12 protein-coding genes and 1 pseudogene are annotated in these 16,444 nt (G+C 54.4%); 9 read left to right on the top strand and 4 right to left on the bottom strand.

Annotated elements, in window-relative coordinates; all coding sequences use genetic code 11:
* From ACKWCC_RS06345 to ACKWCC_RS06335, 3 genes and pseudogenes are all read right to left on the bottom strand, one after another.
* Window positions 1–1,995 (bottom strand): annotated as a pseudogene (locus ACKWCC_RS06345) (hypothetical protein); the annotation flags it as partial.
* Window positions 1,996–2,179: 184 nt separating this feature from the next.
* Window positions 2,180–3,346, bottom strand: coding sequence for a gliding motility-associated C-terminal domain-containing protein (locus tag ACKWCC_RS06340; RefSeq protein ID WP_413995071.1), 1,167 nt, complete (start codon window positions 3,344–3,346; stop codon window positions 2,180–2,182).
* On the bottom strand, window positions 3,336–6,983 hold the full coding sequence (locus tag ACKWCC_RS06335; protein WP_413995070.1) for a hypothetical protein: 3,648 nt from the start codon (window positions 6,981–6,983) through the stop codon (window positions 3,336–3,338). The genes ACKWCC_RS06340 and ACKWCC_RS06335 overlap by 11 nt, the downstream gene beginning before the upstream one ends.
* A gap of 290 nt (window positions 6,984–7,273) precedes the next feature.
* On the opposite strand from ACKWCC_RS06335, the gene ACKWCC_RS06330 reads away from it, so the two are divergent.
* The 6 genes from ACKWCC_RS06330 to ACKWCC_RS06305 all read left to right on the top strand — a co-directional run bounded on the left by ACKWCC_RS06330 (window position 7,274) and on the right by ACKWCC_RS06305 (window position 12,735).
* Window positions 7,274–8,023 (top strand): carboxypeptidase-like regulatory domain-containing protein, encoded by a 750-nt coding sequence (locus ACKWCC_RS06330; protein ID WP_413995069.1) that lies wholly within the window; start codon window positions 7,274–7,276, stop codon window positions 8,021–8,023.
* The gene (locus ACKWCC_RS06325; RefSeq protein WP_413995068.1) at window positions 8,010–8,819 is read left to right on the top strand and encodes a hypothetical protein; all 810 of its coding nucleotides are present in this window, start codon (window positions 8,010–8,012) and stop codon (window positions 8,817–8,819) included. Before ACKWCC_RS06330 ends, ACKWCC_RS06325 begins: the two co-directional genes overlap by 14 nt.
* A gap of 51 nt (window positions 8,820–8,870) precedes the next feature.
* On the top strand, window positions 8,871–9,389 hold the full coding sequence (locus tag ACKWCC_RS06320; RefSeq protein WP_413995067.1) for a DUF6702 family protein: 519 nt from the start codon (window positions 8,871–8,873) through the stop codon (window positions 9,387–9,389).
* A gap of 51 nt (window positions 9,390–9,440) precedes the next feature.
* Window positions 9,441–11,747 (top strand): M1 family metallopeptidase, encoded by a 2,307-nt coding sequence (locus ACKWCC_RS06315; protein ID WP_413995066.1) that lies wholly within the window; start codon window positions 9,441–9,443, stop codon window positions 11,745–11,747.
* Between the two features lie 84 nt (window positions 11,748–11,831).
* Window positions 11,832–12,170, top strand: coding sequence for a Sec-independent protein translocase subunit TatA/TatB (locus ACKWCC_RS06310; RefSeq protein ID WP_413995065.1), 339 nt, complete (start codon window positions 11,832–11,834; stop codon window positions 12,168–12,170).
* A gap of 4 nt (window positions 12,171–12,174) precedes the next feature.
* Window positions 12,175–12,735: a phosphatase PAP2 family protein gene (locus ACKWCC_RS06305; RefSeq protein ID WP_413995064.1), complete on the top strand. Its 561-nt coding sequence runs from the start codon at window positions 12,175–12,177 to the stop codon at window positions 12,733–12,735.
* Here ACKWCC_RS06305 and ACKWCC_RS06300 read toward each other — a convergent pair.
* Complete coding sequence (locus ACKWCC_RS06300) at window positions 12,713–13,354, bottom strand: O-methyltransferase (protein ID WP_413995063.1); 642 nt, start codon at window positions 13,352–13,354, stop codon at window positions 12,713–12,715. The two genes, ACKWCC_RS06305 and ACKWCC_RS06300, sit on opposite strands and share 23 nt — an antisense overlap.
* A 46-nt stretch (window positions 13,355–13,400) precedes the next feature.
* Here ACKWCC_RS06300 and ACKWCC_RS06295 point away from each other — a divergent pair, with 46 nt between their 5' ends.
* From ACKWCC_RS06295 to ACKWCC_RS06285, 3 genes are all read left to right on the top strand, one after another.
* Window positions 13,401–13,880, top strand: a complete 480-nt coding sequence (locus tag ACKWCC_RS06295; RefSeq protein WP_413995062.1) for a GNAT family N-acetyltransferase — start codon at window positions 13,401–13,403, stop codon at window positions 13,878–13,880.
* 41 nt (window positions 13,881–13,921) lie between these two features.
* A complete protein-coding gene (gene kynU, locus ACKWCC_RS06290) occupies window positions 13,922–15,190 on the top strand; it encodes a kynureninase (RefSeq protein WP_413995061.1) in 1,269 nt (422 codons plus the stop codon).
* Window positions 15,191–15,281: 91 nt separating this feature from the next.
* A complete protein-coding gene (locus ACKWCC_RS06285; protein WP_413995060.1) occupies window positions 15,282–16,436 on the top strand; it encodes an MFS transporter in 1,155 nt (384 codons plus the stop codon).
* Window positions 16,437–16,444: the final 8 nt, after the last annotated feature.

The following is a 16,444-nucleotide window of genomic DNA, read 5'->3' as shown; positions in this document are numbered from 1 at the left end:
ATCGGTGAGCTGGGTATCGTCATCGCCGTCGGCAATGTCGGCTGGGATGTTGGACAAGCTGCCCCATTCGCCGTCAAAATCATCCGTGGCGTCGGTGTCCAAATTCGGAAATTCGTTGTTCACGGCCGTGGCGACCTGGGCATCGGTGAGCTGGGTATCGTCATCGCCATCGGCAATGTCTGCCGGGATGTTGGACAAGCTGCCCCAGTCGCCATCAAAATCATCGGTGGCGTCCAGGTCGAGGTTGGCGGGAATACCCGTAAGGCTTCCCCAGGCCCCATCAAAATCATCGGTGGCGTCAGTGTCAAGGTTCGGAAATTCATTGTTCACCGCGTTGGCGACCTGGGCGTCGGTGAGCTGGGTATCGTCATCGCCATCGGCGATGTCGGCAGGGATGTTGGACAAGCTGTTCCAATCGCCATCAAAATCGTCGGTCGAATCCACGTCGAGGTTGGCGGGAATTCCGGTGAGGCTTCCCCAGGCCCCATCGAAGTCGTCCGTGGCGTCGGTGTCGAGGTTCGGAAACTCATTGTTCACCGCCGTGGCGACCTGGGCATCGGTGAGCTGGGTGTCGTCATCGCCATCGGCAATGTCGGCCGGAATGCCCGTAAGGCTTCCCCAGGCACCGTCAAAATCATCCGTGGCATCGGTGTCCAAATTCGGAAACTCATTGTTCACCGCGGTGGCGACCTGGGCATCGGTGAGCTGGGTGTCATCATCGCCATCGGCAATGTCAGCCGGGATGTTGGCCAGGCTGCCCCATTCGCCATCGAAGTCGTCCGTGGCGTCCAAATCTAAATTAGCGGGAATGCCCGTAAGGCTTCCCCAGGCCCCGTCAAAATCGTCGGTGGCGTCGGTGTCAAGGTTCGGAAACTCATTGTTCACGGCCGTGGCGACCTGGGCGTCGGTGAGCTGGGTGTCATCGTCCCCATCGGCAATGTCGGTCGGGATGTTGGACAAGCTGTTCCAATCGCCATCGAAATCATCGGTGGCATCAAGGTCCAAATTAGCCGGAATACCGGTAAGGCTTCCCCAGGCCCCGTCAAAATCGTCCGTGGCGTCGGTGTCCAAATTTGGGAACTCATTGTTCACCGCCGTGGCCACTTGGGCGTCGGTGAGCTGGGTATCGGCGTCCCCATCGGCAATGTCTGCCGGGATGTTGGACAAGCTGTTCCAATCACCATCGAAATCGTCGGTGGCGTCAGTGTCGAGGTTCGGAAATTCATTGTTCACTGCGGTGGCGACCTGGGCGTCGGTGAGCTGGGTGTCATCATCGCCATCGGCAATGTCAGCCGGGATGCTGGACAAGCTGTTCCAATCGCCATCGAAATCGTCCGTGGCGTCGGTGTCAAACCCCGATAAATCAATCACCGTGGCATCGGGATCGTTGCTTAGGCTAATCTGGTTGCCCGAAAAAATCAAATCTTGAATTTCGTTTTGCGCATCGGCATCGGCATCATCCACGTTCATGGCAATGGTGTTTCCATTGGAGATGCCCAGGTTGCCCGCAGTACCGTCGGTGTTCAGCGTTTGGCTGTCGGAGGCGGTCAAGCTGATGATGGTCTCGTCCCCGGCCTCATTTCTGTAGGTGTAGGTGCCGTCCCCATTGTCCAAAAGCACGGTGGTGGTCTCCGGGGCGCCGTTAAAGGTGAGGTCGTTCCCGTTGCCGTCGCTCAGGGTAATGGTGCCATCGCCGTTATCACTGTAGGTAAACGGCGTGGGTGCGGAAAGTTCGCATAGATTTACCCATCCATTGCCGTTAAAATAATGCAGGCAGCTATTGTCCACATTGTACACCAAGGCCCCATTTAAGGGCTGTATGGCCATCATCTGGGCCGTGGTGAGCCTGGTGAGCACCAAAGCCTTGTCAGTGCTCTCCAGTTCCACAATGGAGGCAGGGTCTATGGCGTTCGGATTTTCCCCGATCTTTACCTGCGCCTGGAGGGCGTGCAGACCAAGGACAAGAAATATCCAAAGGAAATGCTTTGAAATCATCTTTAGGGGAGGGTTAGGTTAAATTCCACCCTAAAAATAGCCAGACTTTAAGGCCTTGGGAGGCTTATTGTTGTGTAGGTGGCAAAAGCTGTGGCGAACACCGCTTTTTAACGTATTTCACCCTTTTTTAAGAACCTTTCCCCAAGGCCAATGGCCTGAAAAACAATTATTTGTAAGAAAAAACTTATGGATTGGCGAGATAGATAAAGCCTTGGTAGTCAAGGTTTAGATCGTGCATTTTTACGAGATAGAAATAGATGCCCGCGGGAAGGCCGTCTTGGGGGGAGAGCACAAGGTCCCCGGTGTTGGCCGTGCCGGTGAATTCATTGCGGTAATTGGCCATTTCAAAGACCTTGAGTCCGTAGCGGTCAAAAATCTGCACCAGGTTGTTGGGCGATTGCGTCAGTTGGGGAATCACCAGGGCATCATTGATGCCATCGCCGTTGGGCGAGACGTAGAAATTGTCCAGCTCAAACAAGTCCGACTCCAAGGGTTCCAGGGCATCGCGGTTTACCCCAAGGGCCAGGGCCGCGTAATCGTTGGGCACAAAGGAATTGGAGCGTACCACCCCTTCTTCCAAGGAGCCCCCATGTCCCGTGCCGCCCAGGTTTTCCCAGCGGTTGTTGGCCACGTTCCAGCCCACCACCACGATCAAGTTACTGTCCGAGGTGAGCTGGGCCATATTGCTCTGTGGGTTCCAGCTCAGGCTCACGGTGGCGGGCAAAGGGGCCTCCAATTTCCAGAATTCGGTGTTGGAGACACCTCCCAGTTCCCTTGAAAAACGTTCCGTACCGTAGGAAGCGGCAATGGAAACGGGGGCATTGGGATCCTCCGGGAAATAGGCCGCCTTGGCAAAGGGCTGGGCCTGGGCCGAATTGAGCCCCAAGGGGCGCAACTGCACGGCGCTGCCTATGGGAAAGAGAAAATTGGCCTTATTGGCCATGGCCGCATAGCCGTTTACCTTGTTCAGGTTGCCTTCCCCGTTATAGCCCGCGTTTTGGGCAAAGGTATAGTACAGGTTGGGCTGCGCACGGTCCGTGTCCACATTGCCGAATACAAAATTGGTGTTGTTCTGGACATCGACCCCGAGCTGCAGTTGCAGGGCATTTTCCAGGGCCAGCTCCACATCGTGAAACAGCGGCACCACGGTACCGGAAACGCTCAGGTCCGTGCCATAAAAACCGGCCAGCCCCAAATTATTGTCAAACGGGGAATCATTGATGAGGTTGGTATGAAACCCCAAGCTGCCCGTCTCGTGAATGCGGATGTTTCCATTGTTGTAGAGGGCGGTCTGGCCGTGAACCAGACATCCCAAGGAGGTGGCCAGTACAAACAGGATGTTATTTTTCATCGCTTTTTCCGTGTTGCAAGGCTTTCTTAAGGGCTTCAATGTCTTTTTTCATTTGTTGCAGTTGGGAGGCCAGCGCCTCTTTTTCGGTTTCCAGGGCGGTTATTTTTTTCTCCTGTGCTATGGTGTGGAGAAAGAGTTCCTCTATTTTTTCCAGGTTTTGCAGGTTGGAGGCACTGAGGTTCCAGACCCCTTCCTTTTTTACCTCCTCGGCCGATTTTACCCCCGGTAAATGATGGTTGGCCCTTACATAGGCCTCGACTTCCCCTAAGCTCCTAAATTGATAATTGGGGTTGATGGAAGAGTGGTCCGTGAAATATTTTTGGAAGACGTAGTCGGGGTGAACAACATTGGCGCCTACAGTAACAGATCCGTTTGGTATGGTTATATTTTGATTTTCATCAATTAACAATGCGGCTATCCCTCCTGTTGAGAAGCCGATTTGATTATTGCCCGCTCTATACATCCCTGTGTCGGTATCGCCATTGGTGTAAAAACCATATGAGGGCTGACCTACTGTTCCCGGGCTCGCGGCAAAGCCATCCCTTGCCCGTATTTGGCCGTTTACATCTAATTTGTTGTCCGGTGCAGGTGGGTTGCCAATAGCTCCAAATTCCCCAATTCCAATATTACCTGGTCCTTCGAATATCAAATTGAATGTATTAAGGTTATGTCTTGTATTTGTTGTGAAATTTAAATTTGTGTTGGCTATACTGTTCAAATCACTAGCATTGGTCAATTCCCAACTTGCAGAAGTATCATTCCATTTCAGCACTTGGTCCGGCCCGCTGCCCGGGATGAGCTGCAGCGCCCCTGCCGCGTTCCTTGCCAGGCCGTTGCCAGCGACGTCGTCGTCGAGTTTTGCTGCCGTGATGGCGCCGTCCCTCAGCTGCAGTTGGTCCGTGGGATTTATCTCGATCGTTGTTCCGTCCACCTGTACGTCATAGCCTGCCACGGGGTCAAAATCCGATAGCCCGTCGGCCGGGTCCAGGTCCACAACAGCGCCTCCCCCGGTGGCATCGACTGCGAGCGTCCATTCGCCCAGGACTTCGTCCCATTTCAGCACTTGGTCCGGCGCGTTGCCCGGGATGAGCTGCAGCGCCCCTGCCGCGTTCCTTGCCAGGCCGTTGCCAGCGACGTCGTCGTCGAGTTTAGCTGCCGTGATGGCGCCGTCCCTCAGCTGCAGTTGGTCCGTGGGATTTATCTCGATCGTTGTTCCGTCCACCTGTACGTCATAGCCCGCCACGGGGTCAAAATCCGATAGCCCGTCGGCCGGGTCCAGGTCCACAAGACCGCCTCCCCCGGTGGCATCGACTGCGAGCGTCCATTCGCCCAGGACTTCGTCCCATTTCAGCACTTGGTCCGGCGCGTTGCCCGGGATGAGCTGCAGCGCCCCTGCCGCGTTCCTTGCCAGGCCGTTGCCAGCGACGTCGTCGTCGAGTTTAGCTGCCGTGATGGCGCCGTCCCTCAGCTGCAGTTGGTCCGTGGGATTTATCTCGATCGTTGTTCCGTCCACCTGTACGTCATAGCCCGCCACGGGGTCAAAATCCGATAGCCCGTCGGCCGGGTCCAGGTCCACAAGACCGCCTCCCCCGGTGGCATCGACTGCGAGCGTCCATTCGCCCAGGACTTCGTCCCATTTCAGCACTTGGTCCGGCGCGTTGCCCGGGATGAGCTGCAGTGCCCCTGCCGCGTTCCTTGCCAGGCCGTTGCCGGCGACGTCGTCGTCGAGTTTTGCTGCCGTGATGGCGCCGTCCCTAAGCTGCAGTTGGTCGGTGGGGTTTATCTCGATCGTTGTTCCGTCCACCTGTACGTCATAGCCTGCCACGGGGTCAAAATCCGATAGCCCGTCGTCCGGGTCCAGGTCCACAACAGCGCCTCCCCCGGTGGCATCGACTGCGAGCGTCCATTCGCCCAGGACTTCATCCCATTTAAGTACTTGGTCAGGGGCGTTGCCCGGGATGAGCTGCAGTGCCCCTGCCGCGTTCCTTGCCAGGCCGTTGCCAGCGACGTCGTCGTCGAGTTTTGCTGCCGTGATGGCGCCGTCTGCGATTTTATCGGTTGTGACTGAACTTGCTCCCAATTTAATCGTTGTAATGCCTAGATCTTTTACCTGTAAAGTACTGGCAGCACTTATTTCAAGGCTAGCATCATCCACATTAATGTCCAAAATATTTCCATTGGTATTTAAAACCAACCCGTTTCCAGCTGTTATGCCCGTGCCACCGATGCCTACTTCATCGGGGGAAGGAGCCCATTCTGTTCCATTCCATTTTAGAACTTCGTTGGGCTGTGCGCCCATATTGTTTAAATCCTCGGCTAAAATAGTGCTGTTTTCAATCTGGGGAGAACCAATCAATGCCACTTTAAATGGGTCAACATCGGATCCCACTCCCGTAATTGTTTGTTGGTCCGCAGATACTGCACCGCCACCACCTGCTATAAGTGCCGCATCGATACCACCTAGGTGTCCCTCCACATCCGGACTCAACGGGGTGTAATTGATGGGCAGGGCGGCTACGGGAACCAGATCCGCAGTTTGTTCGTCAGTGTTGTCCAGGTAGGTGGCCAGGTCTATTGCCGTTGCGGTAGGATTGTCGGTGATGGTGAGCACATTGTTGGTTAGGGCTAGATCCTGCAACTCATTCATGGGGCTCGCATCCGCATCGTCCACATTGAGGGTAATGGCATTGCCATTGGTAATGGACACTTGGCCCGGCGTGTCGTCCGTGTCCAATTCTTGCTCGTCCGTATTGCCTCCGCCCGCATTCAGGTTGGCCACACTGCCTTGTAGCTCCTCCAAGGCCCGTTGTACGTTGGCCCCATTGATGCCCGCAATGGCCGCAATTTCCACCTCGGCGGCATCTTGTATTTCATTCCCAATCTCCGTATCCCCGTCTGCGAGCAGGTGGGCGGCCAAGCCCTCGGTGTTGGCCACAATGGCGGCCTGGATGGCGGCGGCCAGGGCCAAGGGCTCTGCCAGGCTTCCGGTGCCGGTCAGGGTGTTGTCCGTGTTCACACTGGTCAGGTCCGCCACGTTGCGCCAGGAGACCACACCGTTCTCATCGGTGCCCAACACTTGGTCCGCCACATTGGTGGCCTCAAAGTCATTGGGCCTTATGGTGCCGTCCCTGAGCTCTGCCGTGCCCACGCTGTTGTCCCGCAGTTCTTCAAAGCCCACGGAGTCGGCCCCCAGCTTTTCCTGTCCGATCGAGTTGTCCTGGATGTCGTTGGCGTTGATGCTGCCGTCCAGGATATTGGCGCTTCGTACGCTATTGGGCAGCAGTTCCAGATTGTAGCCTTCCGGCCGGGCCTCCACGCTAATGGTGCTGGCCAGGTTCAGCACCGGCTCATTGGTGAGCTCCGATCCGGAGGCCTCACACAGATTTACCCACGCCGTACCGCTGTAATAGTGCACACAGGCCGCATCGGTATTGTACACCAAGGCGCCCGCCCTTGGGGTTATGGCCTCCATTTGTGCGGTGCTCACCCGGGTAATGACCAAGGTGCGGGTACTGCTCTCCAGCTCCAGAACGGAGGCGGGATCCAAGTCCTGGGGGTTGTCCCCGATCTTGATCTGCCCGTTTGCCGCCATAAAGGAAAGTAAAACCGGCAGTACCATCCAAATTGCATTTCTCATCCCAACGGTTTATCAACATTAAAAATAGGGGTAAGAACAAAAATAGGATTCTCTGGGAATTAACCTAAGCTTCTCATTTAAAATTGGTTTGCCCTTGGTTAAAGCGGTGGCAATGATCGTTGAACGGAGGTTTGGCATAAATTATGATGTGGTAAAGGTGCGAATTTCCTATCTTGGGGCCATAATGGGTCTAGCGGCAGAAGCTGGTTTTCCCAACCTTGTTTTCCCCTGGGACCCTCCTTTGGAAGCTTTTGGGAAAGCGCTTTTTCAACACGATTATGAAGATTGCCATGTTAAGAAAAATCCTGATTGCCCTGTTTGCCCTGACCAGTTTTTATGGGATGTCCCAAGGGGAAGACCGCAGGCTGCTCCTGGGAAAGGTCATGTACCGTAACACCAGCGTGCCCAATGAGAACGTCATAAACTCCACCGCGGAGACGGCCACCATAACCAATGAGAACGGTGAGTTTGCCATACGGGTCAAGGAAGGGGACGAACTGCTCTTCATGGCCGTAAACTACCAATTGGAAATCGTGACCATTACCCCCGAGATCTTGGAGAACAACCGCTTGGTGGTGGAGGTGAACGAAAAGGTCACGGAGCTGGACGAGGTGATCGTTACCCCAGAGGACCAGGAACGTTTTCTAAAGTTGAAGAACGAGGAGTTCAAGTCCTTTGAGTACGAAGTGGATCGTAGCACGGAAGTGGAAAACATTGCCCTCTCGCAAACCGAGCAGGGCATGCAGGATGGCATTAACTTTGTGAACATCTTCCGGGCCATCTTTAAGAGCACCGATACCGGCAACGAGGACGAGGCGCCAAAACTTTTGCTCAGCGAGGTGCTGCGCAAGGTGTATGACGACCAGTTTTTTGTGGTGGACCTAAAAATTCCGAGGGACAAGATTGATGCCTTTCTTCTTTTCTGTGACGAGCGCATGCCGGCAAGGTCCCTGATGAAAAAGGAAAATGAATTTCAGCTCATAGATGGGCTGGTGAACAACAGCAAACTTTTCTTGGAAGGCCTGGATGAGGAGAAGTAGCGGCTTTTTGTTTGCCCTTTTTGCCCTTCCCCTCACGGCCCAAGAGCCCCAAACGAAAGCGTTGGAGGGCCGGGTCACCAGCAAGGACGGCGATGTGGCCGCCACACATGTTCTCAATAGTACCACCAAAAGGGCCACCATAACCGATCTTAACGGCTTTTTCTCCATTCCGGCACGCCTCAATGATACCTTGGTTTTTTCTGCCGTACAGTACAAAAAGAAGCGGGTGGTGGTCACCGAGGCCATTTATGGGAGCAAACTGCTCTCCGTGCCCTTGGAGCCTTCGCTCACCGCACTGGAAGAGGTTACCGTTACCCCGTACAACCTTACCGGTGACATGGCGCGCGATATGAAACGTTTGGGATGGGGAAAGGTATATACGGCATCTACCCTGGGGCTGCCCAACGCCTATGCAAAGAAGTTTACGCAGAGCGAGCGCTTGTTGCGCGAAGCTTCGAAAATGACCATTAGTGGAAACACCTCCGGGATGGGGGCAGGGGGATCCGTTTCCCTAAACCCCATTATAAACGGTATTACAGGGCGTACCAAAATGCTGAGGAAGCGGGTAAAGCGGGATCGGCTGTACGCCCGCACGGAAAGGGTACGGGCGTTTTTTCCGGATTCCATTTACATACAGCAACTGGGACTGCCCCAGCGGTCGTTGGACGATTTTTTTTACTTCTGTGAGGTGGATACCACGTTTCAGGGCCTGGTGGATTCCCGTGACAGAATGAAGCTATGGGAATTTCTGAAAAGAAAAAGTGCGCTGTACCGTGACCACAATGCGCTGGACTGATGTATTTTTGGCACGGCCCTTGCACCTTGCCCAAAACAAAAGATAAATGTGATGTACCTTTTGCAAAAGTCCCTTTTGATCGTATTGCTGCCCCTTATGGCCATGGCCACCGTGCACAAGTTCTACCTGAGCGTTACCAACGTGGGCCACTCCGAAAAGGACAGTGCCCTGCAGATCGTTACCAGGACCTTCATTGACGATACCAACACGGTGTTGCTGGAGCGCTACGGCATCCAGGCCCAATTGGGAACGGACCAGGAGAGCGAGCAAGATGTGGCCTACCTGGAGCAGTACGTTCGCAGTAGATTTGTGGTGGAGGTGAACGGGGAGCCCTTGCCCTATGCCATCTTGGGAAAGAAATATGATGCGGACATGCTCATTCTCTTCATAGAGGTGCCCAATGTGGTGCTGGGGCAAGTGCGCAGCATAGGGCTCACCAATGAGATCCTCACCGATATGTTCCCGGACCAACAGAACGTGGTGCACCTGAACATCGGAAACAAAAAGAAAAGTTTTGTGCTGATGCGCAACAATATTAAAGGAATGTTAAACTTAAAGCAGGCGGAATAGTATCTTTCCCAAAACCTGTAATTTTCCGCGATGCTAAAATCACCATTGAAAATGAAAAGACTGCAACCTTTTTTGGCCGCCATGCTGTTTGTCATGGGCGCCCTGGCAACAGCCCAGGAAACGGAGGGCACGGAGCGGGAGCCCGGCCACTACAACCAGAGCAAGTTTAAGCAACTGTACGAGGAGTTTGCCACGCCCAACACCTACCGTTCGGCTTCCGGTGCACCGGGTCCGGACTATTACCAGCAGCAGGCAGATTACAAGATGGACATTACCCTGGACGATAGAAATGCCAAACTGTACGGGGAAGAGACCATTACCTACACCAACAATTCCCCGGACGATCTGGAATACCTTTGGGTGCAACTGGACCAAAATGTGCGCGCCAAGGACAGCAAGGCACCGCTGCGCAACGGTGGTGGCGTGCCCTTGGCACAGCGGCCCGAAGGCTTTGTGCAGGAATATTTGGGAGAACCCTTTGATGGGGGCTTCAACATCCACCACGTAAGGGACGCCGCCGGAAAGCCCCTGCCCCATACCATTAATTTTACCATGATGCGCATAGACCTGCCCCAGCCCCTGAAGAGCGGGGAGAAGACCTCGTTTTCCATAAAGTGGGACTACAACATCCCCGACCATACCGTGAACCGGGCCCGATCGGGTTATGAGTACTTCCCCAAAGACGGGAACCGGGCCTATGTCATTGCCCAGTTTTTTCCCAGAATGGCCGTTTACAATGATGTGGAGGGATGGCAGAACCACCAGTTCTGGGGCAGTGGGGAGTTTGCCCTTCCCTTTGGCAATTATGAGGTGAACATCACCGTGCCCGCAGACCACATTCTGGACGGCACCGGGGAACTGCAGAACAGGAAGGAAGTCTATTCCAAGGAGATGATGCGCCGCTACGAGCAGGCCAAAAAAAGCTATGACAAGCCGGTTTTGATCGTGACCCAGGATGAGGTGGAGGAACTGGAAAAAGGCTTTTCCGAAAAGACCAAGACCTGGAAGCTCAAGGCAGACATGGTGCGCGATTTTGGCTTTGCCACCTCGCGCAAGTTCATTGTGGACATGCAGGCCGTTAAATTGGGTTCCGGGGACGTGATGGCCATTTCCATGTACCCCAAGGAGGGCAATCCGCTATGGGAAGAATTCTCTACCAAGGCCGTGGTTTCCACCCTAAAGACCTTTTCCGAGCATACGTTCGATTATCCTTATCCCAAGGCCATTTCCGTGCACGCCAAGAACCAGGGCATGGAATACCCCATGATCTGTTGGAACTACGGTAGGCCCAACGAGGACGGCACCTACAGCGACCGGGTAAAGTTCGGGATGATCAGTGTGATCATCCATGAGATCGGCCACAACTGGTTCCCCATGATCGTCAATTCCGATGAGCGCCAATGGGGCTGGATGGACGAGGGGCTGGACACCTTCATGCAGTATGTGGCAGAGCAGGAGTTTGGGGAGACCTACCCCGAGGCCATTGCGCCCAATGAAAAATACCCCTCCAGAAGGGGAGAGCCCGCCAAGATCGTTCCCTACATGAGCGGCGACCAGAGCGCGCTGGCCCCGATCATGTCCAACCCGGAAAATGTGTACCAGCTGGGGCCCAATGCCTACGGAAAGCCCGCCACCGCACTGAACATTTTGCGGGAGACCGTTATGGGACGGGAGCTGTTCGATCACGCCTTCAAGACCTACTCCCAACGCTGGAAATTTAAGCACCCCACCCCAGAGGATTTCTTCAGGACCATGGAAGATGCCTCGGCCGTGGACCTGGACTGGTTCTGGAGGGGATGGTTTTACACCACGCACTACGTGGACATGGGCGTCAAGGGCATAGACAAATATTATGTGAGCGATAAGCCCAACAAGAAAATGCGGGAGTACATGGCCGAAAGAAACCTGACCGAGGCAGACCTGGTGCCCTTGGTGTTTTTGGCCAATGAGGAGGAAGAGGGTGCCGATCTGTCCATGAAGGGCAAGGACCCGACCGAAAATTCCCAGACCCTAAAGGAGTACATGATGGACAACATGACCCCGGGGGAACGGGCCGCACTTAAACAGCCCAAGTACTTTTACGAGGTCACCTATGAGAAGCCCGGCGGCATCCCCATGCCCCTCATTGTGGAGTACACCTTTGCGGACGGTTCCACCAAGAACATTACCTACCCCGCGGAAATTTGGCGCAAGAACGATGCCGAGGTCAAGGTGGTGCTGCCCTCGGAAAAGGAGCTTACCGGGGTGCTGGTAGATCCAAAGCTGGAAACGGCAGACATAGACACCACCAACAACAGCTGGCCCAGGACGGAGCAACCCAGTGAATTTGACAATTTTAAGGACGGTATGAAACAATAGATCCTTGCGGAATTTTAAGAAAAGGCCCCGGGATATTAACGGGGCCTTTTTTATTTGGCCCAAGAACTTATGTATATTTGTGGTATGATGGCAAGCTATTTTCTATTTATCAGTGGAGGGGAAATCTTCTTCATCTTGTTCATTGTGGTCATGGTCTTCGGTGCCGATAAGATTCCGGACATTGCCAGGGGACTGGGAAAGGGCATGCGCCAATTGCGAGACGCCACAGAGGATATAAAGCAAGAGATACAGCGCAGTGCGGACAAACAAGGGGTGGACACCAGTGCCTTCACCGACATTAAAAAGGACATAGACGGCATCAAGGACAGCCTGGACGGTGGTATTGGCAGCGATGTTAAAAAAGGGATCAGCGAGGTCCGTAAAAACATAAGTGACGTAACGGGAACCATTAAACGGAAATAGGCCCATGCTGTCACGCCTTTTGGAATGGGACCGCGAGCTGTTCGTTTACCTCAACGGCCTTGGTATTGAAAGCTTTGATGTATTTTGGGCCACCGTGACCCTCATCCCCACCTGGATTCCCCTTTTTTTGTTTTTCATTTACCTGTTCTTAAAAAAATACCCCAAAAAAGAAGCCCTATACATCATTGGCACCATTTTGGTATTGGCCCTTTTTGTGCACACGGTCACGGACCTGACCAAGGAAATTGTGGGCAGGCTGCGTCCCAACAACGATCCGTCCATCAACCGGACGATTCGAATACTGAGGGCCGCCGGGGGCTTCAGTTTTTTTTCGGGCCATGCCTCGCTTTCCTTTGCCGTGGCCACAGCGGTCTATCTGTTCTTGCGCAGCAAGATCGCCTGGGGCGCCGTGTTCTTTGTCTGGCCGCTGTTGTTCGCTTCCAGCCGGCTTTTTGTGGGCGTTCATTTTCCGTTGGATATCTTGGTGGGCGCCTTGGTGGGAATTGTGTCGGCCTTTTTGTTCCGTTACCTGTACGGTGCGCTCATTTCACCCGGCTCAGGGTAAGCCCGTCGCGCACGGGCAAGAGCACGGTATCCAATTTTGGATGGGACTTGAGGTAGCGGTTGTATTCCAGCAGTTCCCTGGTGGCGCGATCTTTTTTGTTCAAGGGCTCCACCACCTTGCCGGACCAGAGCACATTGTCCGATAAAATGACGCCGCCCGGCCTCACTTTGGGCAGCACCACCTCCAAATATCCCTTGTAGTCCCTTTTCTCGGCGTCTATGAACACAAGGTCTAACTGCCCGTCCAAATGCGGAACAATGTCCAGGGCGTTGCCGGTGTGCTGTACAATTTGGTCGCCAAAGCCACTTTTATTGAAAAAACGACGTTGCAGCGCATAAAGTTCCTCGTTCACGTCAATGGTGTGCAGGGTGCCCTGTGCCCGTAGGCCCTCTGCCAGGCAAAGGGCGGAGTAGCCGGTATAGGTGCCAATTTCAAGGATCGTGTTGGGCGCAATGATCTTGCTCAGCACACTCAGTACCCTGCCCTGGAGATGGCCGGTGAGCATCCTGGGCTGGAGCACCTTTAGGTGGGTTTCCCGGGTGAGCTCGCGCAGCAGCTCCGGCTCATCCTGGGAGTGCTGGGCAATGTAGGTCTCGAGCGAATCCGATAAGAAATGCATCCGTTGTTTTTTGCAAAAATAACTTTTTAGGGCTTATTTTTAGGGAATGAAAAAGGATATGGACAAGGACATCACCCTAAGAGAGGCCACTGAGGAAGACCTTCCCGTGCTTTGGGAATTGGAGCAGGGCGTCATTGCTGCAGAGCGCCCCTTTGACCCCACCATAAGACCGGATCCAGTGCACTATTACGATCTGCCCGCTTTAATGGCGTCCCCATTGGCCACGGTGGTGGTGGCCTGTGCCGGAACGCAGATCGTGGCAAGCGGCTTTGCCCAAGAAAAACGGGCCAGACCGTATTTGGACCACACCACCTATGCCTACCTGGGCTTTATGTACACGGTGCCCCAATGGCGCGGAAAGGGCATTAACGGTCTGGTATTGGAACATATAAAGGCTTGGGCGGCCCAACGGGGGCTCACGGAGCTGCGGCTCACCGTGTACGAGGGGAACGAGGCCGCCATCAGGGCCTATGCCAAGGCGGGCCTTAAAAAGCACATCGCGGAAATGCGGTTGTCTTTGGTATAGGTGTACTTGCCCTGATATGCGTACTTTTGCCAAAAAGAGATATGGAATTCAAGAACACCTTGACATTTGCCAGGGAACAGGATGCCCAAGACCCTTTGGCGCGTTATAGGGATGCTTTCCATTTTCCAAAAGTGAATGGGAAAGACGTCATTTATTTTACGGGAAATTCCCTGGGCCTGCAGCCCAAGCGCACCAAGGAATATGTGGATGAGGTCATGGAAGATTGGGCCCAGATGGCGGTGGAGGGCCATTTTCAGGCCGAAAAGCCATGGTGGGACTATCACGAGCGCTTGGCCGCGCCCTTGGCCAAGGTGGTGGGCGCGAAGACCAAGGAAATTTCGGTGATGAACACCCTAACGGTAAACCTCCATCTTTTAATGGTCTCCTTTTACCGCCCCACCGCAAAACGGTTCAAGATCATCTGCGAAGAGAAGGCCTTTCCCAGTGATCAGTACATGCTGCAGAGCCAAGCGCGCTTTCACGGCCTAAACCCGGAGGAGTGCATTGTGGAGGTAAAAAAGCGGCCGGGCGAGCACCATTGGCACACCCAGGATTTTTTGGACAAAATAGCGGAAGTGGGAGAGGAGCTGGCCCTGGTGCTCATAGGAGGTGTCAATTACTACAACGGACAGGTGCTGGACATGGCCCGCATAACCGAGGCCGGAAAGGCCGCGGGTGCCTTTGTGGGTTGGGATCTGGCCCACGCCGTGGGCAACGTGGCCCTGGAACTGAACCAATGGAAGGTAGATTTTGCCGCCTGGTGCAGCTATAAGTACATGAACAGCGGCCCCGGGAACGCCTCGGGCATCTATGTGAACGAACAGTACCTGGACCGCACGGACCTGCCCCGCTTCGAGGGCTGGTGGGGCACCAGGAAAGAGACCCGCTTTTTGATGCGGCCCGAGTTTGAGCCCATGCCCAATGCAGATGCCTGGCAATTGAGCAATGCGCCCATACTTTCGGTGGCTCCCTACCTGGCCTCCCTTTCCCTTTTTGAGGAAGTGGGGATGCCCGCCCTGATCAAGAAACGGGACAAGCTCGTGGCCTATTTGGAGTTCATCTTGCGGGAGGTGGACAAGGAGGTGAGCACTTCCTTTGAGATCATTACCCCCAAGGAACGCGGCTGCCAGCTTTCCGTATTTCTGCACGGCGAGGGAAAATCGCTCTTTCACTTTCTCATGCAGAACGGGGTCATAACGGATTGGCGGGAGCCCAACGTTATTCGGTTGGCGCCCGCCCCTTTTTATTGCTCCTTTGAAGACATGTTCCGTTTTGGCACCATCTTGAAACAGGGTATATTGGAACACTGATGGCGTCCTGGAGCCCCACCATGGCCAGCTACCGATGCCCCAGTACGTGGGTCTTCCCAGATGGGCTGGCAACCACAAAAACAGCAACTCAATGAAGTCTTTGCGTCTTATCCTGGGCAATGCCCATTATTTTGGCCCCTCGTGGGTGTTTGCCAGTATCAACATCCTGTTCGGTACCTGGGCCATTTACATTCCGGAGGTAAAGGAAAGTCTGGGCATAGATAAGTCCCAGCTGGGAGGGGCCATTTTCTTCCTGTCCCTTGGGGTGTTCGTGATCTTTCCCTTTGCTTCTTCCATTGTGAACCGGGTAGGGGTGGGCAAGGCCACTTTTTACGGGGTGTTGTTGAGCTGTGCCACGGCCATGCTCCCCTTACTGGCCCCCAGTTATTACGGACTTATGGGCGCCTTGTTTCTGTTCGGTGCCACCAATGGCCTCACCGATATTGCCATGAACACCTTGGTCACCGAGATCGAAAAAAAGAACCAAGTGAAGTTCATGGCCGCTTCCCACGGATTTTTCAGCTTGGGCGGGGTGCTTGCGGGCCTGGGCAGTTTTCTCATTGGGCCCTTGGGCAACCCCGTGCTGCACATGGGATTGGCCGTGGCCCTGGTACTGGGGGTAAATGTTGTCTTTTACAAACACTATTGGAGGGAAATTGCGGCCCCGGTGGTAAAAGAGCCTTTCAGCTTTCATCTCTTTAGGCCCCTATTGCTTTTGGGGCTTATTTCCTTTATTGCCATGGGCAGTGAGGGGGCCATTGTGGACTGGAGCGGTCTGTACTTGAAAGAGATAAGTTTGGCACCGGAGGCCCTATGGGGCGCCGGTTTTTTGGGATTCCAGATCACCATGACCCTGGGACGTTTTCTGGGGGATGGCATCAGTGAACGACTGGGTTCCGTGAAAATGATCACCGTGGGCGCTGGCCTGGCCCTGTTGGGCTATGGCGCAGTGCTCTTGGAAGGCCCCTTCTGGGCCATTGGCGGCTTTGCCCTCTGTGGGTTGGGCTTTTCCGTGATGATTCCGGAAATTTTCAGGATCGGGGGCAATGTGCAGGGTGTGGATTCCTCCCAGGGCATTGCCTTTATTGCGGGCACGGGCTACGCGGGTTTTCTCTGTGCCCCGCCCATTCTCGGTTTTCTGGCCGATACCGCTTCCCTAAAACTGAGCTTTGTGACCCTGCTGTGCTGTGCCCTGTTTATTCTGGGGGTAACCCTGGTCTTGAAGAGAAAGGGGAGTAGGCGCTAGGCCACCCA

It is taken from the genome of Maribacter aquimarinus (genome assembly GCF_047345505.1).
Classification (GTDB): domain Bacteria; phylum Bacteroidota; class Bacteroidia; order Flavobacteriales; family Flavobacteriaceae; genus Maribacter.
The sequence above is the reverse complement of the archived record's forward strand: the minus strand, read 5'-3'. Positions and strand labels throughout refer to the sequence as shown.

Excerpts from the sequence above, each read along its gene's own strand:
- ACKWCC_RS06340 (WP_413995071.1), bottom strand. The coding sequence starts at position 3,346 with ATGAAAAATAACATCCTGTTTGTACTGGCCACCTCCTTGGGATGTCTG.
- ACKWCC_RS06335 (WP_413995070.1), bottom strand. The coding sequence starts at position 6,983 with ATGAGAAATGCAATTTGGATGGTACTGCCGGTTTTACTTTCCTTTATG.
- ACKWCC_RS06330 (WP_413995069.1), top strand. The coding sequence starts at position 7,274 with ATGTTAAGAAAAATCCTGATTGCCCTGTTTGCCCTGACCAGTTTTTAT.
- ACKWCC_RS06325 (WP_413995068.1), top strand. The coding sequence starts at position 8,010 with ATGAGGAGAAGTAGCGGCTTTTTGTTTGCCCTTTTTGCCCTTCCCCTC.
- ACKWCC_RS06320 (WP_413995067.1), top strand. The coding sequence starts at position 8,871 with ATGTACCTTTTGCAAAAGTCCCTTTTGATCGTATTGCTGCCCCTTATG.
- ACKWCC_RS06315 (WP_413995066.1), top strand. The coding sequence starts at position 9,441 with ATGAAAAGACTGCAACCTTTTTTGGCCGCCATGCTGTTTGTCATGGGC.
- ACKWCC_RS06310 (WP_413995065.1), top strand. The coding sequence starts at position 11,832 with ATGATGGCAAGCTATTTTCTATTTATCAGTGGAGGGGAAATCTTCTTC.
- ACKWCC_RS06305 (WP_413995064.1), top strand. The coding sequence starts at position 12,175 with ATGCTGTCACGCCTTTTGGAATGGGACCGCGAGCTGTTCGTTTACCTC.
- ACKWCC_RS06300 (WP_413995063.1), bottom strand. The coding sequence starts at position 13,354 with ATGCATTTCTTATCGGATTCGCTCGAGACCTACATTGCCCAGCACTCC.
- ACKWCC_RS06295 (WP_413995062.1), top strand. The coding sequence starts at position 13,401 with ATGAAAAAGGATATGGACAAGGACATCACCCTAAGAGAGGCCACTGAG.
- kynU (WP_413995061.1), top strand. The coding sequence starts at position 13,922 with ATGGAATTCAAGAACACCTTGACATTTGCCAGGGAACAGGATGCCCAA.
- ACKWCC_RS06285 (WP_413995060.1), top strand. The coding sequence starts at position 15,282 with ATGAAGTCTTTGCGTCTTATCCTGGGCAATGCCCATTATTTTGGCCCC.